The 23,599-nt window shown below is 73.8% G+C and carries 13 protein-coding genes and 2 pseudogenes; 5 read left to right on the top strand and 10 right to left on the bottom strand.

The window, feature by feature from the left end; translation table 11 throughout:
* The coding region (locus ACFZDC_RS36205; protein WP_391330564.1) for a transposase at positions 1-527 on the top strand (527 nt) is incomplete at its 5' end.
* A 5-nt stretch (positions 528-532) separates the two neighbouring features.
* Here ACFZDC_RS36205 and ACFZDC_RS36200 read toward each other — a convergent pair.
* The 6 genes from ACFZDC_RS36200 to ACFZDC_RS36175 form a co-directional block, all read right to left on the bottom strand.
* Entirely contained in the window at positions 533-1,738 is a 1,206-nt protein-coding gene (locus ACFZDC_RS36200; RefSeq protein ID WP_391330563.1) for a nucleotide disphospho-sugar-binding domain-containing protein, read from the bottom strand.
* Positions 1,735-2,547 carry an alpha/beta fold hydrolase gene (locus tag ACFZDC_RS36195; protein ID WP_391330561.1) on the bottom strand — a complete coding sequence of 271 codons (813 nt, stop codon included), beginning with the start codon at positions 2,545-2,547 and terminating at the stop codon, positions 1,735-1,737. The genes ACFZDC_RS36200 and ACFZDC_RS36195 overlap by 4 nt, the downstream gene beginning before the upstream one ends.
* Positions 2,548-2,550: 3 nt before the next feature.
* The gene (locus ACFZDC_RS36190) at positions 2,551-2,871 is read right to left on the bottom strand and encodes a phosphopantetheine-binding protein (protein WP_391330560.1); all 321 of its coding nucleotides are present in this window, start codon (positions 2,869-2,871) and stop codon (positions 2,551-2,553) included.
* The gene (locus tag ACFZDC_RS36185; protein ID WP_391330558.1) at positions 2,868-7,448 is read right to left on the bottom strand and encodes a beta-ketoacyl synthase N-terminal-like domain-containing protein; all 4,581 of its coding nucleotides are present in this window, start codon (positions 7,446-7,448) and stop codon (positions 2,868-2,870) included. The genes ACFZDC_RS36190 and ACFZDC_RS36185 overlap by 4 nt, the downstream gene beginning before the upstream one ends.
* Position 7,449: 1 nt before the next feature.
* On the bottom strand, positions 7,450-14,607 hold the full coding sequence (locus tag ACFZDC_RS36180) for an SDR family NAD(P)-dependent oxidoreductase (protein ID WP_391330557.1): 7,158 nt from the start codon (positions 14,605-14,607) through the stop codon (positions 7,450-7,452).
* 435 nt (positions 14,608-15,042) lie between these two features.
* On the bottom strand, positions 15,043-16,872 hold the full coding sequence (locus tag ACFZDC_RS36175) for a ricin-type beta-trefoil lectin domain protein (RefSeq protein WP_391330556.1): 1,830 nt from the start codon (positions 16,870-16,872) through the stop codon (positions 15,043-15,045).
* A gap of 381 nt (positions 16,873-17,253) precedes the next feature.
* On the opposite strand from ACFZDC_RS36175, the pseudogene ACFZDC_RS36170 reads away from it, so the two are divergent.
* Positions 17,254-18,200: pseudogene (locus tag ACFZDC_RS36170) on the top strand (UTP--glucose-1-phosphate uridylyltransferase).
* A 57-nt stretch (positions 18,201-18,257) separates the two neighbouring features.
* Here ACFZDC_RS36170 and ACFZDC_RS36165 read toward each other — a convergent pair.
* A complete protein-coding gene (locus ACFZDC_RS36165; RefSeq protein WP_391330555.1) occupies positions 18,258-18,710 on the bottom strand; it encodes a DUF4442 domain-containing protein in 453 nt (150 codons plus the stop codon).
* A 115-nt stretch (positions 18,711-18,825) separates the two neighbouring features.
* Between ACFZDC_RS36165 and ACFZDC_RS36160 the strand changes: the two genes are divergently transcribed.
* Both ACFZDC_RS36160 and ACFZDC_RS36155 read left to right on the top strand, forming a co-directional pair.
* Complete coding sequence (locus tag ACFZDC_RS36160; protein ID WP_391330553.1) at positions 18,826-19,806, top strand: hypothetical protein; 981 nt, start codon at positions 18,826-18,828, stop codon at positions 19,804-19,806.
* 108 nt (positions 19,807-19,914) lie between these two features.
* Positions 19,915-20,269, top strand: a pseudogene (locus ACFZDC_RS36155) (MFS transporter); the annotation flags it as partial.
* 56 nt (positions 20,270-20,325) lie between these two features.
* On the opposite strand, the gene ACFZDC_RS36150 reads toward ACFZDC_RS36155, so the two are convergent.
* Positions 20,326-20,532, bottom strand: coding sequence for a hypothetical protein (locus ACFZDC_RS36150; RefSeq protein ID WP_391330552.1), 207 nt, complete (start codon positions 20,530-20,532; stop codon positions 20,326-20,328).
* 448 nt (positions 20,533-20,980) lie between these two features.
* On the opposite strand from ACFZDC_RS36150, the gene ACFZDC_RS36145 reads away from it, so the two are divergent.
* A complete protein-coding gene (locus ACFZDC_RS36145; protein ID WP_391330550.1) occupies positions 20,981-21,295 on the top strand; it encodes a hypothetical protein in 315 nt (104 codons plus the stop codon).
* 95 nt (positions 21,296-21,390) lie between these two features.
* Here the strand turns inward: ACFZDC_RS36145 and ACFZDC_RS36140 are convergent, their stop codons facing one another.
* Entirely contained in the window at positions 21,391-22,236 is an 846-nt protein-coding gene (locus ACFZDC_RS36140) for a fused MFS/spermidine synthase (protein ID WP_391330548.1), read from the bottom strand.
* A 111-nt stretch (positions 22,237-22,347) separates the two neighbouring features.
* Complete coding sequence (gene tuf, locus ACFZDC_RS36135; protein WP_391330546.1) at positions 22,348-23,541, bottom strand: elongation factor Tu; 1,194 nt, start codon at positions 23,539-23,541, stop codon at positions 22,348-22,350.
* Positions 23,542-23,599 lie beyond the last annotated feature (58 nt).

The following is a 23,599-nucleotide window of genomic DNA, read 5'->3' as shown; positions in this document are numbered from 1 at the left end:
AGACCGCGCTTCCCGGCGAGGACGTCGCCGCCCAGATCGTGGCCGACCTGGCCGCGCAGATCCTGGCTCTGGACGACCGGATCAAGCGCATCGACAGGCAGGTCCGCGACACCTTCCGCGCCCACCCGCAGGCGCAGATCATCGAGTCCCTGCCCGGCATGGGGCCGATACTCGGAGCGGAGTTCGTCGTCGCCGCGGGCGACCTGGCCGCCTACGCGGACGCCGGCCACCTGGCCTCGGCGGCCGGGCTCGTGCCCGTCCCGCGTGACTCCGGCCGACGGACCGGCAACCTGCACCGCCCGAAGAGATACAGCCGCCGCCTGTGCAGGGTGTTCTACCTGTCCGCGCAGACCAGCATCATCCGCGAAGGGCCGAACCGGGACCTCTACCTCAAGAAGCGTGCCGAGGGCTGCAAGCATGCCCAAGCCCTCATCGCCCTGGCGCGTCGACGGGCGAGCGTGTTGTGGGCGCTGCTGCGTGACAACCGGGTCTTCACCCCCGCCCTGCCGGTCACGCAAGCGGCTTGACTCGGTCATTGAGACTCGTCGGCCCGTCGTCGGCTGCTGTTCGCCGCCAGTCGTTCGAGGTGGACGGCGGCCGCGCGGGCGCCGCCCGCCGCGCGGAACGCTGTGCTCACGCGGGTGGCGGCGGCCCGGTGGACGCGGTCGTGCAGGACGGTGTCGAGGGCCGCGCCCAGCCGTGGCGCGGTGACCCGGCCGAAGCGGACCCGGACACCCGCGCCCGCGTCCACGACCTGAGCGGCCACCACCGGCTGGTCGTCGCGCACGGGCGCCACGACGAGCGGCACACCGTGCCAGAGCGCCTCGCACACGGTGTTGTGCCCGGCATGACACACCACCGCGTCCATCCGTTCCAGCAACGGAAGCTGGGGCACGGACGGCAGGATCAGCATGTCCTTGTCGGCGCGGTCGCCGGGCAGCGTGCCGCCCGGATCCACGAGCACCGCCTGCACCCGGTCGGCGCGTTCGCGCAGCGCGGTGCGGCACTCGGCGAGGAAGCGGCCGCCGGCGTCGGCGTTGGCGGTACCCAGGGTGACCAGGACCTTCGTCCGGCCGAGGTCCAGCCATTCCCAGGGGAAGCCGGGCCCGGCCGGGCGGTCGGCGAGGGACGGGCCGACGTAGTGGATCCGCTGTCCCAACGGCGCCTGCGGGCCGATGAATTCGGGGGTGCTGAAGACGAGCAGCAGGTGCGGCGAGTGGCGCGGGTCGGCGGTGCCGGCCGGGTCGCCGATCCGGGTGCGCAACTCGGTCAGGCGCTGCCGCAGCCACTCGGCGACCCTGGGCAGCCCGTCGTAGGCGCCGGCGAACTCGGCCGAGGTGGTGGCGGAGGTCGCCCAGGGCAGGCCGAGGCGCTCGGCCACCAGGGCCCCGGCGAAGGCCTGCTGGTCGGCGACCACCACGTCGGGGCGGAAGTCTCCGACGGCCGCACGGACGCCCGGGGCCATCGCGTCGGCGAGCGGCACCAGATACCACTCCCACAGGAACTTCAGCGCCTCCGCGCCCCGCAGCTCCGGCGGCCGTACGGCACCCCCGGCTCCCGGTACCGGGCCCGCGCACCCGAAGACCTGGGCGTCCTCGCCGGCGAGCCGGCGCACCAGCGGCGGGTCGGCGCACACCCAGGCCACCCGGTGTCCGAGCGCGGCGAGCCGGGCGGCAACGCCGACGGGCGGGTTGATGTGCCCGACCAGGGGCGGCACCACGAACAGGAACCCGCTCACCGGACCCCCACCCCGGCGCCGCCGACGGAGCCGATCAGGTCCAGGATGTGCCCGCCGACGGTGCCGGACGCCTCGACCAGCACCGAGTGCTCGTGTCCCGGCAGCACGACCGGCCGGAAGTCCGTGAGCAGCGCCTCCTTCAGCGGCACCAGGTCCACCAGGTCCGAGTCGCCGCCGTACACCCCGAGGACCGGGCAGCGCACGGCTCTGATCTGCTCCTCGGTCAGCACCCGGCTGGCGGGGATGTCCCGGCCCAGGGTGGTCTCGCGGGCGAGCCGGGCCGCACCCTTGGCCAGTCGGGCGGTGTTGTGGCCGCGGTGGGCGGTGATCCAGGCGAGGGCGTCGGGCTCGTTGTGCGCGAGCTGGGTCACCACGCGGCGCAGGATGCCGCCCAGTTTCGCCGCCCAGGCGGCGGTCGCCGGTTCGGACTCGATCAGGGTGAGGCTGGCGGTGCGTGCGGGGTGGCGGGCTGCGTGGCCGAAGGCGATGGTGCCGCCGTAGGAGTTGCCGACCAGGTGCACGGGTCCGGTGATCCCCAGCCGGTCGAGGAGCGCCTCCAGGTCGTCGATGCTGTGGTCTAGGGTGTAGCCGTCCGGCGGGCGTTCGCTGCGGCCGTGCCCGCGCAGGTCGTACATGACGACATCGAGGCCGGCCGCCGCGAAGGCGGGCGCGACGGTGAAGTAGTAGCTGGCCAGGCTGTCGGTGAGCAGTCCGTGCACGAGGACGACGGTGGCGTGCGGGGCACGGCCGTCCCCGGGCCCCGTCCGCTGGACGTGCAGCCGGACTCCGCCGGCGTCGATCATCGCCATGGCTCAGCCCGCCTCCGTGGCCCTCAGGCTCCACACCACGTATTCGACGAGCCGGCCCACGGTCAGCTCGATGATCTCGTCGAACTCCATGCCGGCCAGGAACTCGGCGAGGTTGACCCGCCGCCCGTAGCGCTCCTGGAGCAGGCCCGCCAGGGTGACCAGGTCGATGCTCTCCAGTTCCAGGTCGCGGTTGAAGGTGGTGGACAGGCCGACCACCACGTCGTCCTCGCCGTACTCCGCGAGGAGGGTGCGGAGCATGGCGGTGATGTCGGCGAGCACGGTGTCGGTGGTGGGCTGCGCCGGCAGCGGCTGGGCGGGGTTCATCGGGCGTACTCCTCGGCTGCTTCGTCGTCGTGTCCGTCGTGGGCCGCGGGTCCCGTCGTCCAGGCCACGACGTAACCGCGTGGTGGGAGAGAACGCGGATTGGCCGCCTGCGCGCAGTGCACGGTGTAGGCGCGCTCCAGACGGCCGGAGACCACCAGCCGACTGCCGTCCGGGGCGGCCTCCCGCACCGTGAAGTCCCTGGGGCGGCCCCCCAATCCGACGCCCTCGGCCTTGGCCACGGCCTCCTTGGCGGACCAGAAACGGGTGAACCACAGCGCCTCGGAGTCGGGGCCGTCAGCGGATCGGTCGTGCAGCAGCCGGAGTTCGTCTGCACCGAGGGCGGTGGCGCGGGTCGCCGGGTCGCGTGCGGTGATCTCTTCGATGTCGATGCCCGGCCCAGGGCGGGGCGTGTGCGGCCGTACGAGCGCGACACCCGTCTCGGCCCGGTGGGCGAGCGAGACGTCCAGCGGGGGCAGCGCGCGGCCGTGCACGCCGGTGACGTACGGGCGGCCGAGTTCGTCGTTGTGCACCCGGATCTCCGCCGGGAAGACGGGGCCCTCGCCGTGCTGCCACAGCCACTGCCGTACGGCGTCCTTGACCGCTATCCGGCCCAGCAGCCACTGTCTGCGGCCGCGCGGGGGGCGTTCGGCGTACTCCGCGCGCTCGGCGCCGCCGAGCGAGTTGCGCATGATCAGCTCGCGGGAGGCGAGGTCCGGCCACCGCTCGTGCACCAGCGCCCACCCGCCGGAGCGGGCCTCGGAGAGGGTGTGGCGCTCCGGGAAGCGTTCGACGGGCCGGGTCCGCGGGTCGTTGTCGAAGCGGCGGTCCTGCCAGCCGGTGAGCACGGCCCACGTCCGGCCGTCGACGGTCAGCTCCGCGTCCGCCTCCAGGACGGTGTCGGTGAGCGAGGTGATGCGCAGCAGGCAGGTGACCTTCGTGCCGGGTACCGGGTGGGGGCCGTGGAATCGCATGTGCCGCATCTGCACGGGGAACACGACCGTCCGTTCGGTGCGGGTCGCCATGATCCAGTAGCCGAGGAGCTGGCCGACGTTGTCCAAGAGTGCGCCAGGGGCCGCCGGTGCGGTGATCACTCCGCGGATGTGCCGGTCGCCGATCGCGGTCAGCTCGGTGAGGCCCTGGAACGCGGGGCCGTGGAACATCCAGCGGTCCCGGTAGATCTGGGCGGCGGAGTGCTCGGGGACGCGTTCGGGGGTGTCCGGACGCGGACTCGGCGGGGGCGGTGCGGGGTGGCGCGGGGCGAGTTCGACCACGGCCCGGGCCGTGGGACCGAAGGTGACGGCGACACGGTCCGCGTGTTCTGGGTCGGGGCCGACCGTGACGGGCACGTCGAGGGGGGGTGTCGCGGTGAGCCACCGGTCGAACCGCGCCCCGTGCACGGCGACCGCGCGCATCCCGGGTGCCGCGTCCTCGGCCGCGTCCATCATGTGCCGGACGATCGTGGTGGCGGGCACGACCGGCCAACGGTCCTCCAGGTCGGGCCAGTCGGGGCGTTGCGGGAAGAAGCAGTGGTCGAGGAGGTGGGGCATGGTGTGGGGGCAGACGCGGACGGCCGTGGTGGCGGGGGCGGATTCCGGGGTGGTGGGCGCGGGGGCTTGGGCGGTGGTGGGCGCGGGAACGCCGGCCGCTCCCGACGCACCGTCGCTTCGCCGTCCGCCCGCCGCGATCAGCTCCGCCGCCGTGTCCGCGGTGTCCCGCAGCAGAGCGGTCAGCTCGGCGGCGGCCGGGAAACGCGTGGCGAGGTCGTCGAGGGGGGACGTGCCGGGCCGGGGTGGCTGCGAGGGGCGCGCCGTCGGCCGGTTCGGCCGCAGCTCCGACCGCAGTGCCTCGAGGTCCGGCCCGGCGAGTGACACCAGGGCGCCGTCGAGGTCGAGACGGACGGGCGGGCGCCCGGGTGCGGCCGCGGGTGTGTGCGCGCGGGGAACCGCCGGTGCCACGCGCGCCCCCGCCGTCCACAGGGCCGTCGCCACCCGGCGGAGCTGGGCCATGCCCGTGCGGTGGGGCGAGTTGGCGGCGACGGCGAGGTGGTCGCGGTCGCCGAGGGTGTCGCCGATGAGGGAGGCCAGCTGTCCGGGGCCGGTCTGGACGAAGGTGCGGTGGCCGGCCGAGTAGAGGGCCTCGACCAGCTCGCGGAAGCGCACCGGCTCCAGCAGGTGCCGTACGAACAGCTCGCGCACCGCCGCCTCGTCCCGCGGGAAGGGCGCCGCGGTCGTCCCGGACCACACCGGCACAGCCGGCGGATGGAGCCGGAAGCGGTCGGCGGCCTCCTTGATGGGCGCGAGGTACGGCTCGAGCATCGGCGTGTGGAAGCCGGAGCGGAAGGGCAGCACCTGGCACAGGACACCCTGGGCGCGGAAGGAGCGTACGAACTCCTGGACCCCTGCGTCCGGCCCGCACACCATCGACTGGCGGGGCGCGTTGTCGTGGGACAGCACGATCCCGGAGCCGGCCCACCCGTCGGCGAGGGCGGCGCGTACCCGGTCGGCGGAGGCGCCCACGGCGGCGAAGGCGAGGCCCGGCACGGTCACCGCCTCCGGGTCGAACTCGGCCATGAACGCGTCGACCTGGGCGTCCGAGTACAGTCCGGCCGCCGCCATGGCCGTCCACTCGCCGACGCTGTGCCCGGCGACCGCGTCCGGCACGACCCCCATGCGGCGCAGCGCGGCATCGAGCAGCCGGCCCACGCCGACGACCCCGAAGCCGTGCCGTCCGACGTCACCCACCGGCACGTCCGTGCCGATGCCGGTGAGGGGGGACAGGCCGAAGTGGGCGGCGACGTCGTCGGCGCGGGGCGCGAAGTCGCCTTCCAGGCCGGGGAAGACGAAGGCCAGCCTGCCCCCGTCGGGCCCGAGCAGTGGGGTGGGCCGGAACCAGACGTCGTTGCGGCCCTGCCAGGCACGGCCCTTGCCGACCGCGCGGCGGGCCAGGGCGAGCCGCTTGGCGGTGGGGTCCACGATGCCGAGGCGCACGGGGCCGGCGTCGGGCCGCGGCCGCGCGGGGTCGAGGCCGAGAGCGAGGACCTCGGGGTCGTCGGCGTCGAGGCGGGCGGCGAGGTCGTCCTCGCCGTCGGCGGCGAGCAGGAGGACGCGTTCGGGCTCGGCGACCAGGGTCCGGGCCCGCCGCGGCCCCGGTCGCGCGCCCGGCGCCTCCTCCAGCACGACGTGGGCGTTGATCCCGCCGAATCCGAAGGCGTTCACGGCGGCCCGCCGCACCGGTTGTTCCGGGCCGGTCTCCCAGGGATGCGCCCGGGCCAGGGTGCGAAAGCGCGTGGCGGCGAGGGCGGGGTGGGGGTCCTCGCAGTGGAGAGTGGGCAGGAGGGTGCCGTGATGCAGGGCCAGGGCGGCCTTGACCAGGCCTGCCACGCCGGCGGCCGGCATGGTGTGGCCGATCATCGACTTCACCGAGCCGAGTACGGGCCGCTCGTCGGCGTGGACCGTGCCGGGCCCGAACACCTCGGCCAGTGTGGTGAGTTCGGCGGTGTCGCCGGCCGGGGTGGCGGTGCCGTGCGCCTCCAGCAGGCCGAGCGAGTGCGGTGCGGCGGGGTCGAGTCCGGCGGCCCGCCAGGCCTGGCGCACGGCACGTGCCTGGCCTCCGGGGTCGGGGGTGACCAGCCCCGCGGTACGGCCGTCGCCGGCCACGCCCGTCCCGCGGATCACCGCGTACACGCGGTCGCCGTCGCGTTCGGCGTCCGCGAGCCGCTTGAGTACGACGACGCCGGTGCCCTCGCCGATGAGGATGCCGTCGGCCGCGCGGTGGAAGGGGCGGCTGCGCTGGGTCGGGGACAGGGCGCGCAGCTGCGAGAAGACGCTCCACAGGGTGATGTCGTGGCAGTGGTGGACTCCCCCGGCCAGCATCATGTCGCAGCGGCCGGTGGTGAGTTCGGTGACCGCCTGGTCGACGGCGACCAGCGCGGAGGCGCAGGCCGCGTCCACGGTGTAGGCGGGGCCGCGCAGGTCGAGCCGGTTGGCGATACGGGAGGCGGCGAGATTGGGGACCAGGCCGATCGCGGACTCGGGGCTGTCCGGGCCGAGCCGTTCGGTGAACGCCGCCCGCACCCGGTCCAGCTGGGCGGACGACAGCTCGGGCAGCAACTCGCCCAGGGTGCGCACCAGTTGCCCGGCGGTGCGCACCCGCTGGTCGAGCCGGACCAGTCCGGGGGTGAGGTAGCCGCCGCGGCCCAGGGCCACACCGATCCGGTGCCGCTCGGGGAGCCGGTCCTCGCCGCCCGCGTCGGCGAGCGCGGCGGCGGCCACGTCGAGGGCGATCAGCTGGTCGGGCTCGGTGCCCGGCACCGAGGCGGGCATGATCCCGTACCGGGTCACCTCCACCTCGGCCAGGCCGTCCACGAAGCCGCCGCGCCGGCAGTAGATCCGGTCGGCGACGGCGGGCTCCGCGGCCGAGCCCGGGCGGTAGTAGTCGGCGTCCCACCGGCCCTCGGGGACGTCGCGGATCGCGTCCACGCCGTCGCGCAGGTTGCGCCAGTAGGCGTCGAGGCCCGCGGCTCCGGGCAGCAGCACCGCCATCCCCACCACGGCGACGGGAGTCCGATGCTCCGTCATCTCACCAGCCCGAGGCGGTGTAGACGACGGCGCGGGCCGAGCGGTCGCCCCAGGCCAGTTCCCGGAGGAGGGCCGCGGTGCCCTCGTCCGGGTCGATCAGCTTCACTCCGCGGCGGGCGTACTCCCGGCCCAGTTCCTCGCCGACCATGCCACTGTGCGGGCCGGCCGGTGCCCAGGGGCCCCAGTGCACGGTGAGCGCGCGGTGGCCGGTCCGCTCGGCCCAGTCGGCGCCGAGGCGCTCCAGTGCGTCGTTGGCGGCGGCGTAGTCGGCTTGGCCGCGGTTGCCGAGGACGGCGGCGATGCTGCCGAACAGGACCGTGAAGCCCGGTCCGTCGGGCAGGTCCTCCAGCGCGGTGAGCAGGGCCGCGGCCCCGGCGGTCTTCGTGCCGTACACACGCCGGAAGGACTCGGTGCTCTTCTCGGCGATCAGCCGGTCCTCGATCACTCCGGCGGCGAAGACGACCCCGTCCAGACGGCCGTGTTCGGCGTGGATCTCCTTGACCGCCTGCAGGGCGGCGTCCCGCTCGCGGAAGTCGACGCAGCGGTAGCGGGCCTCGCTGCCGAGGGTGGAGAGTTCGGCGAGGGTGGTGGCGATCTCCCGCTGGGCGAGGACCAGTTCGGCGGCCCGGTTGACCTCCGACGGCTTCGGCGAGCCGGTCCCGGCGAGGGCGGCACGCAGTTCGACGGCGGTGCGCGCGGCGGCGATCCCGGGGGGCTCGGGCGCCGTGGGCGCGGGAGTGCGGCCGAGCAGTTCCACACGGCAACGGCTCGCGGCCGCCAGTGCGGTGGCGAAGCGCGCCGTGATGCCCCGGGCGCCTCCGACCAGCAGCACCACGGAGTCCCGGTCGAGGCCGAGTGCGGCGGCCTCGGCGGCGCCGTCGCCGGCGGGTCCGGCGCCGGTGCTGCCGAGCGGTCCCAGGGGTGCGGGGACCAGCTCCAGTCCGTGCCGCCGGCCGGTGGCCGTGCGCAGCACCACGGGGGCCGGTTCCGGCGCGAGCAGTTCGGCGAGCAGTGCGTCGGCGACGGCCCCGGAAGTGGTGTCCGGGACGGTGACGAGCCGGGCGAGGATGCCGGGGTACTCGCGGGCGACGGTGCGGAAGAGGCCGTGGAGACCGGCCGACCGGGTCGCCTGCTCGGCGTCGGCCGGCTGGACGGCCAGCAAAGTGCGCGGGGCGCGCGCCAGGGCCGCCTGGAGCACGGGGAAGGCCTCGGGCAGCACCGGAAGCTCCGGGCCCGGGAGCGCCCCCAGGTACAGGACTCCGTCGGCCCTGCCGTCGGCCTCGCCGAGGAGATGGGCCTGGTCGACGGTGACCGCGTCGGCGCCGTGCGCATGGAGCCGTGCGGCCACCTCGGCCGCCGCTCCCCCGCCGGCGCCGAGGAGGACGAACCGGTTGCCGCAGAGGGCGGAGGCGGGGCCGGCCGGCGGGTCCGGCAGGGTCACCGGGCGCAGCTCGCAGCGTTTCGGGGCTTCTCCGAGGGGCGTGTGTTCGTGCCCGGCGGCGGATCGCCGGTCGCCGTCCGCGGCGGGTTCCCGACCGGCGTCCGTGGAGGACTCCTGATCAGCCGTGGCTTGCCCGTCGACCCGCGCAGTCAGCCACTGCGTCACCGCCGCCGCCGTACGCGCCTTGGCCAGCTCCTCCAGTTCCGCGTCGTCCAGGATCTCCGCACCGTGCGCCATCCCGAGGCGCCTGGCGAGTTCGCCCGCAATCTCGGCCCTCTTGATCGAGTCGATGCTCAGATCCGCCTCGAGGTCGAGGTCCGGTTCGATCATGTCGACGGGATAGCCGGTGCGCTCGCTGATGATCTCCAGGACGACGCGCTCGACGTTCCGCTCGGGCTCGACGACCTCGGTCGACGACGGCTCCGCGACCGGGGTCGAGGAGGGCTTTGCGGCCTCGGTCGGCCAGGGCTCGACAGCGGCGGGTCCGGGGAGCACGGCCCGGGGTGGTGGTGCGGGGGCGGCGGGCGCCACCGGGACCGCCGCGGGTGCCGCGCCGAAGTAGGTGAGCAGCACGTCGCGCTGGGCCGCGATCATCTCCCGGCTGGTGCGCAGGAATTCGGAGATCAGCGCGTCCCGGTCGGCCTGGACGCCGTCCTGCGGGTTCGTCGTCACAGTCGTCTCCACGACTCGTCGGGCCGGTGCCAGGGCACCGGGGAGGAGTGCTCCGTCGGCGGTGCGGACGAGGTGCCCGTCGACCGTCCAGCCGGGTCGCCGCGGCGCCGGCGCCCGGAACGCGTCGACGGCGTCGCGGCCTCGGAACAGCCAGGCGGTGCGCACCGGCAATCCCGCGACGGCCAGTTGGGCGAGGGCGTCGAGCCAGCCGGTCAGGCCGCTGTCGGCGCGGGGCTCGCAGGCGACGGTGCGATGCGGGCGGTCGCCGAGGATCTGGCCGACGAGCCGGGTCAGGACCGTCCCGGGGCCCGCCTCCACGAAGATCCGCGCTCCCGCCTCGTACATCGCCTCGATCTGGTCGGCGAAGGACACCGGCGAGCCGATCTGGGCGGCGAGTTCGGCGCGCACGGCGTCGGGATCAGCGGGATAGGGGGCGGCCGTGCGGTTGGCCCACACGGGGAACTCGGGGGCCCGTACGGCCTTGTCCGCGAGGACCTTGGCGAACCGCTCCCCGGCCGCTGCCACCACCGGGCTGTGGAAGGCGCAGGCGACCGGGATGCGGCGGGCCGAGAGACCGGCTTCACGCAACAGCCGTACCGCGACGCCGACTTCGGCCGTGGGGCCCGAGATCACCGACTGCTGCGGCGAGTTGTGATTGGCCACGACGACCGCCTCCGGTGCCCCTGCGGCGCGCAGGGCGCGTGCGACCTCCCCGGCACCGGCTCCGACGGCGGCCATGGTGCCGGGTTCGTCGCCGGCGGCCGCCAGGATCGCGCTCGCGCGCTCGGCGCTCAGCTCCAGCAGGGTCTCGGGGTCGAGGGCTCCGGCCGAGCTCAGGGCGACCAGTTCGCCGTAGCTGTGTCCGGCCGCGAGGTCCGGGGTGATGCCCGCCCCGGTGAGGAAGGCGTGGGCGGCCAGGCCCGTGATGCCGAGCGCGGGCTGTGCGGCCCGGGTGTCGGTGAGGGCGGAGCGGTGGCGTTCGCGGGCAGCTTCGTCGAAGGCGGCGGGTGGGTACAGAGTGTCGGCGTGAGCGCGGCCGAGGTGCAGGTAGTGCCGTAGCTCTGGCAGCGCGACCAGCAGGTCGGCGAGCATTCCGGGCCGCTGGCTGCCCTGGCCGGGGAAGAGGAAGGCCACCTTGGCATCCGCGGCGACGGGGTCGCCCGGGCGGAGCCCGGCCGCCGGATCGTGCTCCCCGGCGAGCATCCGTCGCAACTGCCCGATCAAGCCGTCCACATCGCGGGCCACGACCGCTGCCCGCACCGGCTCGTGGGAGATGTCCGCGCGACGGGCCGCGGCGAGCGCGAGGTCGCGCAGTCGCCAGGGGCGGCCGTCGGCCTCGGCTGCCCGCAGGATCTCCGCGACCTCCCGGTGGGCCGCCGCCGCGTCCCTCCCCCGGAACAGGAACAGCTCGGCGGGCCAGGCGTCCAGGGACTGCGGCGGGGCTACGGCGTCCTCGTAAGCGGCCACCACGGCGTGGAAGTTGGTTCCGCCGAAGCCGAACGCACTGACTCCGGCGACACGTTCCGCGGCCGGGGCCGCCCAGGGCCGGGCGCGGGTGTGGAAGGCGAACGGGCTGTCCTCCTCCGACCAGGCCGGGTTGGGCCGGTCCAGGTGCAGGGTGGGCGGCTTGACGCCGGTGTACAGGGCGAGGGTGGTCTTGATCAGGCCGGCGAGTCCGGCGGCGCACTTGGTGTGCCCGATCTGCGACTTGACCGAGCCGAGCGCACAGGTGCCGGTTCCAGCGCCCGCCTCGGCGAACACCTCGCTCAGCACGGTGAGTTCGGTGCGGTCCCCGACGACCGTACCGGTGCCGTGCGCCTCGACCAGCCCGACCTCGGCGGGTGAGACACCGGCGCTGCGGTAGGCACGCAGCAGCGCGGCCCGCTGGCCTTCGGGACGGGGTGCGGTCAGGCCGAGGGAGCGGCCGTCACTGGCGGAGCCGAGGCCCTTGATCACGCCGTAGATGCGGTCGCCGTCGCGTTCGGCGTCCGCGAGCCGTTTGAGGACCACGCACGCCACGCCCTCGCCGAGGGCGATGCCGTCCGCGGAGCCGTCGAAGGCGCGGGACCGGCCGGTCGGCGAGAGGGCGTGCACCGAGGAGAACAGGACGAAGTCGTTGATGCCGTTGTGCAGGTCGGCTCCGCCGCACAGCACCACGTCGCTGCCACCGGAGACGAGTTCCTTGCACGCCACGTCGAGCGCTGCCAGTGAGGAGGCGCAGGCGGCGTCGACGGTGTAGTTGGCGCCGCCGAGGTCCAGGCGGTTGGCGATGCGGCCGGAGATGACGTTGGCGAGCATGCCGGGGAAGGAGTCCTCGGTCAGCCGCGGTAGCTGATCCTCGACTCCGTCGGGGACCTTGCCGTAGTACGACGGGAGGACGGCGCGCAGGGTGACGGCGCTGGACAGGTCGCTGCCCGCCTCGGCGCCGAAGACGACGGAGGTGCGCGAGCGGTCGAACTCGCGGCCCCGATCGCCGTATCCGGCGTCCTCCAGGGCTCTGCGGGCAGCTTCCAGGGACAGCAACTGGACCGGCTCGATGCTGCCGAGGGAGGCGGGCGGGATGCCGTAGCGCAGCGGGTCGAAGGGGATGCGGGGCAGGAAGCCGCCCCACTTGGACGCCGTGCTGCCGGCCGCGTGGTGCACGGCGGGGTCCCAGCGGTCGACCGGGACCTCGGTGACGGCATCGTGCCCGGCGACCACGTTGGCCCAGAAGGTCGCGAGGTCGGGGGCCTGCGGGAACATGCAGGCCATGCCGACCACGGCGACGTCGAGGGGCTTGGAGGGCACCGGTTCGGGGGTCCGCCGGGCGGCGTGCCGCGGGCACCGGGCGGTGAGCAGGTCGGCGGCGCCGTCGGTGACCGCCCGGTGCAGCTGTGCGACGGTGGTGGTCGTCGAGCGCAGCACGGCGACGTCACCGGCCATGAACATCCCGTCGCTGAGCTGTCGTTCCTCCTCCACATCGGTCAACTCGCCCTCGGCCGAACGTTCGACGCCCTTGCTGGCGATGCGCAGCCGTCCGATGTTGAGCCGCTCCAGCGCCTCCCACACCTCGCGGTCGGGGGTGCCGGACGCGCGCAGCCGTGCCTCGTGGTCCCGGTAGTCGGCGGTGAAGGGGCTGGGGACGCAGCGGGTGGCGTGGCCGGGTGCGGTCTCCAGCAGGGCGGTCGTGGAGGCGCTCAGGACCTGCCGCTGGAACAGCGGCCGGATCGCGCCGTGCGCCACGGCCTCCTCGGTGAACAGGTAGCCGGTGCCCATGAGGACGCCTGCCGCGACGCCTCGGGCGGTGAGGGGTGCGGCCACGGCGGCGGCCATCGCGGCGGACCGCTCGTCGTGGATCCCGCCCGCGAGGAACACCTCCAGCTGCCGTGCGGTCTCGTCGTCGGCCTCAGCCAGGTGGTCCTCCAGTACGGCGAGTTGGGCCTCCCACAGCGGGAAGGAGGCGCGCGGTCCGACGTGTCCGCCGCACTCGGAACCCTCGAACACGAACCTGCGCGCCCCGGCCTGCAGGAACTGCCGCAGCAGCCCAGGCGAGGGCACGTGCAGGAAGGTGCGGATCCCGGCGCGGTCCAGCGCCTCGGCCTGCGCGGGCCGTCCGCCCGCGATGATCGCGTGCGTGGGGCGCAGCTCCCGTACGGCGTCCAGCTGGGCATTCCTGATGTCCTCGGGCGCGAAGCCGAGCACGCCCACGCCCCAGGGGCGCCCGTCGAGCACGGCACGCGCCTCGGTCAGCATCGCCCGGGTCCGCTCGCCGTCGGCGAGGGCAAGGGCCAGGAAGGGCAGCGCACCGTCCTCGGCGACGGCGGCGGCGAAGGCCGCCTGGTCACTGACCCGCGTCATGGGCCCTTGGGCGACCGGCAGCCGGGTGCCGAGCGCACGGCTCATGGGCGAGCCGGGGCGAAGAGCACGAGCGGGTCCACCGCCGACCGACTCAGCCCGCCCGCCACCGACCGACTCCACAGACCCCCCGCCAACCGACTCCACAGACCCGCCACCGACCGACTCAGCCCGCCCGCCACCGACCAGCCGCCCAGACCCGCCACCGGCCAACTCCCCAGGCCCGCCACCGACCAGCCCCCCGGACTCACCACCGGCCGACCCCGCCGCCGGGTCGCCCATCGGCGCGCCCATCGGCTCCTTCAGCCCACCAGCCGCCGGTGTTCCCGGCCCGTCGCCGGTCGGTATCTCGGGGTCCGGACTCACGATCTCCCGGATCGCGGCCCTCACTGCCCGTACCGTCCCGCGCACATCTCCCCACCGCTCGGCGAACCGTGCGGCGAGGAAGCCGTCCTGGCCCACCGGCAGGAGTTGGCGGCGCAGGTCCCGTGCGCCGAGCAGGGCGGCGACCGCGTCGACGTCGTCGGCCGGTGGGGGCGGGGTGTCCGGGCCGCGTCTGCGCAGCACCCTGTGCCCGGCGACGACCACCGTCTCGGAACCGTCCAGCGAGCGCACTGCGGCCCGCACCGTCTCCGGCAGCCGTGACTCGGCCAGCAGGGCCAGTTGGCTGTCGAGGACGACACCGGCCGCTCCACCCGCCACGGCGGCCGCCGCGGTACGCGGTCCGATGCCTCCGCAGGCCCAGACCGGAACACCCAACTCGGCTTCATGCAAGAGAAGTTGGAGGAGCACGAAGGTACTCAGAACGCCGACCCGGCCACCGCTCTCGGCACCCCGCGCGATCAGCCCGTGGGCCCCGGCGCCGACCGCCTCCCGCGCCTGCGCCAGATCCGTGACCTCTGCCAACAGCCGGTACCCTGCGGGCACTTCGCCGACATTCCAGGGTGCGTCCACGGCCAGGACCACGGTGTCGGGGCCATCGTCCAGTTCGCGCGGGTCGAGGGTGCAGCGCCCTGCCACCCGCACGCCGTAGGGTCCCGGCGCCGCTCTTCTCAGCCGGGTCAGCTCCTCGCGGGATCTTCGGTCGCCGACGCCGAGGTCGAGGACGCCGAGCGCGCCGGCTCCGCAGGCGGCAGCGGCGAGCCCGGCGTCAGGCTCCCCGAAGGGGGAGAGGCACAGGATCAGGTCGTGGGCGCGCACGGGGGAGGTCATGATGCTCCGAAGAATCGGCAAGACAGCACGGTGGGGGGTGTGCGGCAGGAGACTCTGGTGCGAGGCCACCGGAACCTAGCGAGGTGCTTACTCGCGGGTCAATAACGCCGCATCCATTTCGCGGGCGGTGGCATTGATTCGGCCAGCACACCGAATTCCCCCGCAAGCGCCGGAAACCCGATCAATCCGCTTCAGCGGCACGGCCGTCGCGGCCCTGCGGGCCCTCTCGGCACACCCGCACACGCCCGTCGGAGCCCCGAGCATATTCACCGCGCGCCCATCCGCCGACAACGCGCCAGAACACCGGATCGGGCCCCGTGATTTCGGGGCGACTTCCACCCCGTGGCCCGATCCGGCCGCGCAACCGACCGGACGGCCACACGGCCGTCCGAGGGCAGCGGGGCGAGGGCCACCTGTCCGGGTGACCCTCGGTCCTCAGCCGAACAGCGTGCCGATCGCCGTCGGCACGGCGACGAGAGTGCCGGCGACCGGGGCGACCGGCCCGCCCACCCGGTCCTGGGGCGGGCCGGATTCCGCCGGACGAGGATCCTCGTGGGCGCCGATCTGGGCGATCCGGGGCTCGTACTCCTGCCCGGACCGCTGGCGCCCCCGCCCGGGCCGCCCGCGCCGGGTGTCCTCGTCCGGCCGCAAGGGCGGCTGTTCGGCTGCCCCCTTCGAGGATTCGGGTCGCCCGGGCTCCGGCGCGTCCCGCGGGGTGGCGGGCTGCGCCACCCCGGCCGTCCCCGGCTCAAGGGCCCACCGCTGCCGGCTCGAGCCGTCGCGGGCCGCGACCACCACGCGCGCCGCCCCGTCCCCGCGTTCCGGGGCGAGGACGAGGCCCTTCGGCCGGCGCAGCAGGAGTTCACCGCGGACCGTGAGGTCGTACGACACCTCCCCGGCGTGCACGACACAGCCGGACACCACGACGCCGCGCGTCCCGGGATCGACGGCCAGGCAGAGGGCGGGATCGGCGGTACTGCGCAGCAGCCCGTCGTCCTGGTACGACCACTGCTGCGACTGGGCGGACGAGCACGTCGCCAGCCAAGCACGGGCGCCCGGCTCGACCCTGCCGCCGCGGACGTCCAGGCAGCGTCCGGAGGCGAGGGCGCGCAGCCTGCCGTGGGCGATCTCGACGGGCTCACCGACGGAGGCGGCAGAAGGGGAGGCCGCGGGTGCCCGCTCGCCGGTGGCATCGGTGGCACCCGGCCGAGTGGCATGGCCGACCGGGGCACCCCAGGTGGCGTCGGGTCCGGGGACACCGTTGTCATCGGACCAGCCCTTGGCCACGAGCACGGTGGCGAGCAGCGCGAGCGAGGTGAGGCCGACGCCGACCGCCAGGGCCGTACGGCGCCTTCCCTCCGGGGTCGTACGGTGCCGGCCGCCCGCCGCCTGCCGCGCCGCGCGGGGTGGGGGTGGCCACTCCTGCGGGGCGCCGCGGCCGGGGCGGGAGTCGAGATAGCGGCGGCCGCCCCAGCCGAGCACGGTCTCGGCGAGCAGGACGTCCATGCCGCCCTCGAAATGGCCGAGCTGATCGGCGGCGTCCCGGCAGTGCCGGCAGTCCGTCAGATGCCGGCGCACATCCGGGAGCAGGGAGCCGCCACGACGAATGGACACGTCCAGGAGGCGGTTGTAGAAGCGGCATTCACTGGAGGGCGCGAGTTCCCGGTGGGCGCGTACGCAGCCCGCCCGGAATTGTGCGCGGGCCTGGTCGAGGGCGGTGGCGGCGGTGGCCGGGTCCACCCCCAGCAGACCGGCGGGTATGTTTATGGGCTCCGCCTCGACCTCGGTATGCCACAGAAGGCATTGCGAGGCGCCGGGCAGGGCCTGGAATGCGCGTTCGGCGAGTTGCCGCCTTTCCGGCGTGCCGGGCATCGTCGCGCATAGACCGCGACCGCCGGTGGGTTTGCGCAGTTCCGGCACGACCACGCACGCTCCCGCGTCCGCGGCCCACGCACGGACGGTGTCGCGGACGGCCACCAGCAACTGCGGACGCAGGGCGCCGCCGGCCGCCCCGCCCGCCGGCCGGCCGAGCACCTGGTGGAAGGCGGCGGCGGCCACCAGGTGGGCGTTGGGCCCGGCCGCCGCCAGGCAGACGATCGCGTAGTCACAGGTGGCCCGCCAGTGCCGGGCCAGCAGCAGGGCGACGGCGTGATGACGGCCGTCGGCCGGGCCGCCCAGCTGGGCGACGAGATTCCGGTCGGACTCCCCCGGCAGCGGACCGGGGCGGGGTGGGAACGGGGGACGTGGGGGGTGGGGGGACTGCACGGAACACCATTTCCTTTCCAGCCGCAGGACGGCATCCGAAATGGCGTCCCGTCGGAAAGCAGTGCCTGATGGGTGCATACCTGAGGGGCCTGGCTTTGCCGTTCGGTCCCGGCCTTTGCCCTCTCATGGGGAGGCTCACCTTCGCACACGCGCATCACAGGAAACAAGAAGTGCGAATGACTCGACCTCAAAGTCAGGGAAATGGCGAACACTTACCGCCGGTATCCACATGTGCCGGCGTTGCGACGGTCGCACGACGGTCAACTTGTGCGCATGGAAAGCCGGATGGCACACGAAATCTCCAACTTCCCGCCCGCCCCCCGCACCCGGTTCCCACGTTCCTCTCGGCACGCTCTCATCCGCGTGCCGCAGAGTGCCCGCGTGATCGCCCCCCACTCCACAACGATCCCCGCCTTTCCCCGGCCGGTACGCAAGGCGGTCGTCCCGGCCGCCGGGCTCGGCACCCGGTTCCTGCCCGCGACCAAGGCCACCCCGAAGGAGATGCTCCCCGTCGTCGACAAGCCGGCCGTCCAGTACGTCGTGGAGGAGGCCGCCGCGGCCGGTCTCGACGACATCCTGATGGTCACCGGCCACCACGAACAGGCCATCCAGGACCACTTCGACCACGCCTTCGAGCGGGAACAGGCACTGACGGCCAGGCGCGACACCGTGTGCCTGGACGCCGTACGCGATCCCGCGCGGCTCGCGGACATCCACCACATCCGCCAGGGCGACACGCTCAGCCTCGCCGTGGGGTACGCCCGCCACCACCTTGGGAACCAGCCATTCGCCGTCCTGCTCGGCGACGACTGACCGATCCGCGGGAGACCCTGCTCAGCCGCATGCTGGACGTCCGCGACCGGTACGCGGGCAGCGTAGTGGCCCTGATGGAGGTCGACCCGGCGCAGATGCGTCTCTACGGCTGCGCGGCCGTCGAACCCACCGGCGAGGCCGGCGTCGTACGTGTCACCGGTCTGGTCGAGAAGCCGTCACCCGAGAGGGCGCCGAGCCATTACGCGGTCATCGGCCGCCACGTCCTCGACCCCGCGGTCTTCGACATCCTGGAACACACACCGCCCGGGCGCGGTGGCGAGATCCAGCCGACCGGCGCCCTCCAGGACCTCGCCGCGACCGGCACGGTGCACGGGGTCGTCTTCGAGGGCCTGCGCTACGACGCCGGCGACAAGGACGACCAGGCGCGCACGGTGGTCCGGCTGGCGTGCACCCGCCCGGACCTCGGACCCGGGTTCCGGGGCCGGCTCAAGGAGTTCGCGGCAGGCCTTGAGGACGGCGGGGCCGGCCCGCAGGAGCGGCGCCGGGCCGCCTGAGACCTCACGACGAAAGAAGGGGCCGGCCGGGCCCCTTCCCCAAGTCGCGCTGCTCTCCTACTGGTTGGGCCGCAAGGTCCACACCACCGTCATCTCGCCGGTCACGGCTCCGTCCGCGCGCCGGATCTCGATCGCCACCGGGAACTCGGGGCGCTGCCCCCCGTCCAGTTCGGCCACGACCTCGGCCGCCGGACGGCCCAGCGTCGCGGTCGCCGTGACGGCGCCCATCGCCAGCTTCTTGTAGGCGATCTCGGCCCGCACGGCGAGCGGCACGGCGCGCGCGAGCTGGTCACCGAACGCGGCCAGCACGATGGCGCCGCTGGCCGACTCCCCGAGCGTGAACATCGCGCCGGCGTGCGGCCCGCCCACGTGGTTGTGGTACGCGTCCTGGTCCGGCAGGGACACCACGGCCCGCTCCGGAGAGGTCTCCAGGAACTCGAGGTTCAGCGTCCGGGCCATGGGCACGGTGGCGGCGAGCATGTCGCCGATCGACATCTGGTCTGCGCTCATGCCGTCATGTTACTCACGAGTAGGAGAAGCTGGCCAGAGCGGGGCGTGCTTCGCTACGGCCCTGACGAGGGGCAGTGACCGAACCGTGTCCCCGGCCCCGCTAGTGTGGGCGCCCATGTGGCCAGGACAGCAGCCGCCCGGGGGCGAGCAGAACCCGCAGCACAACCCGTACCAGCAGCCGGGATACCAGCAGCCGAATCCGTACCAGCAGCCCGGCCCCTATACGCAGCCGCAGTGGGGGACCCCGGCGCCCACGGGCGCCCCCCACCCCTCGCCGGGCGGCGGCGGGGGCGGGAACCGGACGAAGCTCGTCGCGATCCTGGCGGCCGCGGCCGTGGTGGTGGCCGCGGGCGTGACCGGCTTCCTGGTCCTCGGCACCAAGGACAAGAAGGACCAGGCCGACAAGCCGAGCAACCCGGCCACGTCGTCGCCCTCCGATCCGAGCGCGTCCGCGTCCGGGTCGGACGACGACTCGCGCGACAACGGGGGCGAGAAGCCGACGATCGCCGGCTGGAAGGTCGTGGTGAACCCCAAATGGGGCGTCGCCTTCGACGTGCCGTCGGATTGGGAGGTCCAGGCCACCGGCCTCGCGGTCAACTTCGACTTCCCGAAGAGCGAGAAGGACAAGGGCATCACCATGTCCGGCCTCGCCGAGTACAAGTCCAAGTGGTGCGCGTCCGACGACGACAGGGACGGCCGCACCGAGGACACCCCGCTGGCGGTCGTGGGCAGCAAGGGCGCCAGCGGTGCCAAGAACACGGACGAGATAGCGATCAACACAGCGCCCTGGTGGGTCTACGGCGGCTACACCATGCCGGACAAGAAGAGCATCTCGTGGGACAAGAAGGCCACCCCCTTCACGACCGCTTCGGGCATCGGGGGCAGCTACGCATGGGCCCAGTCGACCGACACGCCGCGGAAGGGCAAGTGCGTGACCGACGGCAAGGCCCTTACGTTCGGCTTCCAGAACTCGGCCCACGACTATGTGTCGTTCGACTTCTACGGGGCCACGGGTGTGAAGGGCGAGATCCCCAAGGCGACCGTCCTGAAGGTCCTCAGCACCGTCCGGCTGCACGGGACGCCGACGAACGACTGAGCCCGCCGGGCGTTCCGGCCCACCGCGAGACGGCGGCCCGAACACCGTGGAGCCTCAGCCCTCGCTCAGGTAGCCGCGGGAGACCCAGTGGCCGTACAGCGAGCCCGCGCCGTCGTCGGAGACCTGGCGGTTGGAGACGCACTCCCAGGTACCGCTGCTGACGTCGCACTCGTGGCCGGGGCCCTGCGTTCCTTCCTCGACGTCAGCCACATCCCGCCCCGCACACCCGGCGAGGGCATGCTGGCCCGTCTCCGGGAGGGCCGACGGGAGTTCACCGGCCGCCCCTGGCTGTGGGGCATCGTCGTCCGGTTCTCCATCGCCGACGCCGTGGTCGGCGCGGCCGACGCCGTCTTACGGTCCGCTCGTCGCCCGGGACAGCCTGGGCGGGGGCGGGTCCCTGGGGTCTGGCGCCGGCCGCGTTCGGCGCGGGCACGGTGACCGGCGCCTGCTGATGACCCGCTGGGCTACAACGTCCGAAGTGGCTCGTACCAGCGGCCACTCGCCCGGACGGCGGGCAGGTCAGTGGCAGTCCCAATAGCCCTTGTGCCAGTGGTGGTAACTGTCGTACCAGCCGCTGTGCCACGAGCAGCCCGTGGGAGCCGAGGCGGTCGTCGTGGTGGGGGTGGCTGCTGCGGCCGTGCCCGCCACTCCGATCGCGGTGCCGCCGGCCAGCAGGAAGCCGGCCGCGACGCAGGCGAAGGCGCGCTTGGCGTGATGTGCTCGCATGGCTCTGCTCTTTCTTCCTCGTTCTCGCGCTGTCCCAGCACGAGACGCATGGCCGCGGCCTCACGCCGAAGCGTGGGGTCCGGTGATGGCTGGATGGTGCCGCTCGAAGACCGATGCGGCGCTGTCGTCGAGGTCGCCGCGTGAAAGCGGGGGACGCACGTCTCCCGGCTGCAGGCCCACCGTTCCGTGGAGCGCGTCGCGGGACGTGTCCTGAATCGCGACCTCATCTCTTTCGAGGCTAGCGGCCTATCCGCTGACAGGCACCTCGAGCCCAGAGCGCCTGTTTTCACGTCCGGGCCGATCATCACGCTGTGCATCGAGGCCGAACCTGCCCTGGCCAGATGATCGATTCCAAGGGATCGGCTGCGCGCGCAAGGGAAGAGAAGGGAAGGGAGCCCAACATCGGCGCCTGAAGACAGAGTTGGACTCCCTCACCACCGCACTCGATGTGAAGACCGACGACCTGCTGAAGGCATCACCGCATCTGGTGCCCTGGCGTCCGGCCATCGGGATCGCTCCGCAACCGACCGATGCCGAGCCGGTCACGCTCGCGATGATGCAGGCCATGCCGGGCCTCACCTCCGAGGCCAACCTGCCCAAGCAGCCCGGCTACAACAAGTGCCTGCGCAAGGCCGCCGAGCTGCTGCGGCGAGTGACCCGGCTGCTGCCGCCACTCGGCCGGCCGGCGCTCGAAGTCGAGGCCGAAGTCGCCCCGCTATCTGACACAACGACCACACCAGCCGGCCCGTCCTTCGCTCACTGACCGCCTACGCCCACTCACCACAGACGTGCTGCTGGGTCCCGGACGTTCGCACGCTGACCCGCCGCACCCGGCGGACGACCGCCACCCAGCTCCCCTCAGCCGATGCCGAAAGCCCCGTCGGGGGGCTCGGGTGACGGTACGGCGTCGGCGTCCTGGACCGGCCGGGCGGAGCCGATGAACTCCTGCAGTCCCCGGCCGTGTTCCACGCGGGCCGGAAAGGCGTCGGCGGCCGCGCGCCGGGCCACGCCGGCCGTGTCGACGGCCCGGTGCGAGGCGACGACGACGGCATTGCCGAACCGCCGGCCGCGCCGCACGCCCGGCTCGGCGATCAGCACCAGCTCCTCGAACACGGCGGCGAAGGTGGCCAGTTGGGAGCGCAGGAAACCGAACGGCGCCGCGTCGGCCAGGTTGGCCAGATAGATCCCGTCGGGGCGCAGCACGCGCTCGGCCTCCCGGGCGTAGGCGAGCGTGGTGAGGTGGGCCGGGACGCGGGAGCCGCCGAACACGTCGGCGATCAGCACGTCGGCCGCGTCGTCCGGGGCGGCCTCGAGCCAGGCCCGGGCATCGTCGGCGTGCAACGCCACACCGGAGCCCTCCGCGAGCGGCAGATGCTCGACGACCAGCTCCAGCAGCCCCCGGTCGGACTCGACCACGTCCTGCCGCGAGCCCGGCCGGGTTGCGGCGAGGTACCGGGGGAGCGTCAGCGCTCCCCCACCCAGGTGCACCACGTCCAGCGCCCGCCCGGCCTCACCCACGGTGTCGAGCACGTACCCGAGCCGCCGGACGTACTCGAACTCCAGATGCGCGGGCGCGTCCAGATCGACGTACGACTGCGGTGCCCCGTCGACGGTGAGCAGCCAGGCCCGCTCCCGGTCGACGTCGGGCATCAGCTTGGCGGTGCCGTGATCGACGGCCCTGGTCACGGGTATGGCTTCACTCACGGACCCATTGTCACCGGTATGGGACGGGACCAGGTACGCGTACCGGTCCACGGGGCGGGCCACCGCGCGACCGGCCGCAGCCGGCCCGCGGTCCCCCACACGCCTCGGTCCCTACGGACCGACGGAGACGACCGTCCCGGCCCCCACGGTCCTGCCACCCTCACGGATGGCGAACCCGAGGCCCGGCTCCAACGGCACCTCCCGCCCCAGCTCGACGGTCATCTCCACCGTCTCACCGGGCCGGGCGACGGCCACCTCCCCGAGGTCGACGTCCCCGACCACGTCCGCCGTGCGGATGTAGAACTGCGGCCGATACCCCGTGGCCACCGGTGTCGTACGACCGCCCTCACGCGCCGACAGCACGTACACCCGCGCCGAGAACCTGCGAGCGGGCACCACGCTCCCCGGCGCCGCCACCACATGCCCGCGCCGCACCGCGTCGCGCGGAACACCCCGCAGCAGCAGAGCCACGTTGTCGCCGGCCTGTGCCTCCTGCATCGGCTTGCCGAAGGTCTCCAGCCCGGTGACGACGGACTCCACGCCGGCGCCGAGCACCGACACCCGGTCGCCCAGGCGGAGCGTCCCGCGCTCCACGGCGCCCGTGACGACCGTTCCGCGTCCGGTGATGGTGAGCACGTTCTCCACCGGCAGCAGGAAGGGCGCGTCCAGGTACCGCTCGGGCATTGGCACGTAGGTGTCCACCGCGTCGAGCAGCGCCTCGATGGACGCCGTCCAGCGCGGGTCGCCCTCCAGGGCCCTCAGCCCGGAGACGCGTACGACGGGAACGGCGTCCCCGGGGTACCCCTGAGCGGTGAGCAGGTCGCGGACCTCCAGCTCGACCAGGTCGGTCAGCACCGTGTCCTCGCCGTCGTCGACGGCGTCGGCCTTGTTGAGGGCGACGACGATGTGGTCGACACCCACCTGCCGGGCGAGCAGTACGTGTTCGGCGGTCTGCGGCATGATCCCGTCCAGCGCGGAGACGACGAGGATCGCCCCGTCGAGCTGTGCGGCGCCGGTGACCATGTTCTTGACGTAGTCGGCATGGCCCGGCATGTCGATGTGGGCGTAGTGCCGGGTGTCGGTCTCGTACTCGACGTGCGCGATGTTGATCGTGATGCCGCGGGCGGCCTCCTCCGGGGCCCGGTCGATGCGGTCGAAGGAGACGTACTGGGCGGTGCCGCCGGTGCCGTGCTCGGCCAGGACCTTGGTGATGGCGGCGGTCAGGGTGGTCTTGCCGTGGTCGACGTGACCCATGGTGCCGATGTTCAGGTGCGGTTTGGTGCGCACGTATGCCGTTTTGGACATGGCTGTACCTCGAAGCCTCTCAGCCGTACGGAAGGCGGGACCCCAGGGACTGGCCGAC

This window comes from Streptomyces sp. NPDC007905, assembly GCF_042959345.1.
Taxonomy (GTDB): Bacteria; Actinomycetota; Actinomycetes; order Streptomycetales; family Streptomycetaceae; genus Streptomyces.
The sequence above is the reverse complement of the archived record's forward strand: the minus strand, read 5'-3'. Positions and strand labels throughout refer to the sequence as shown.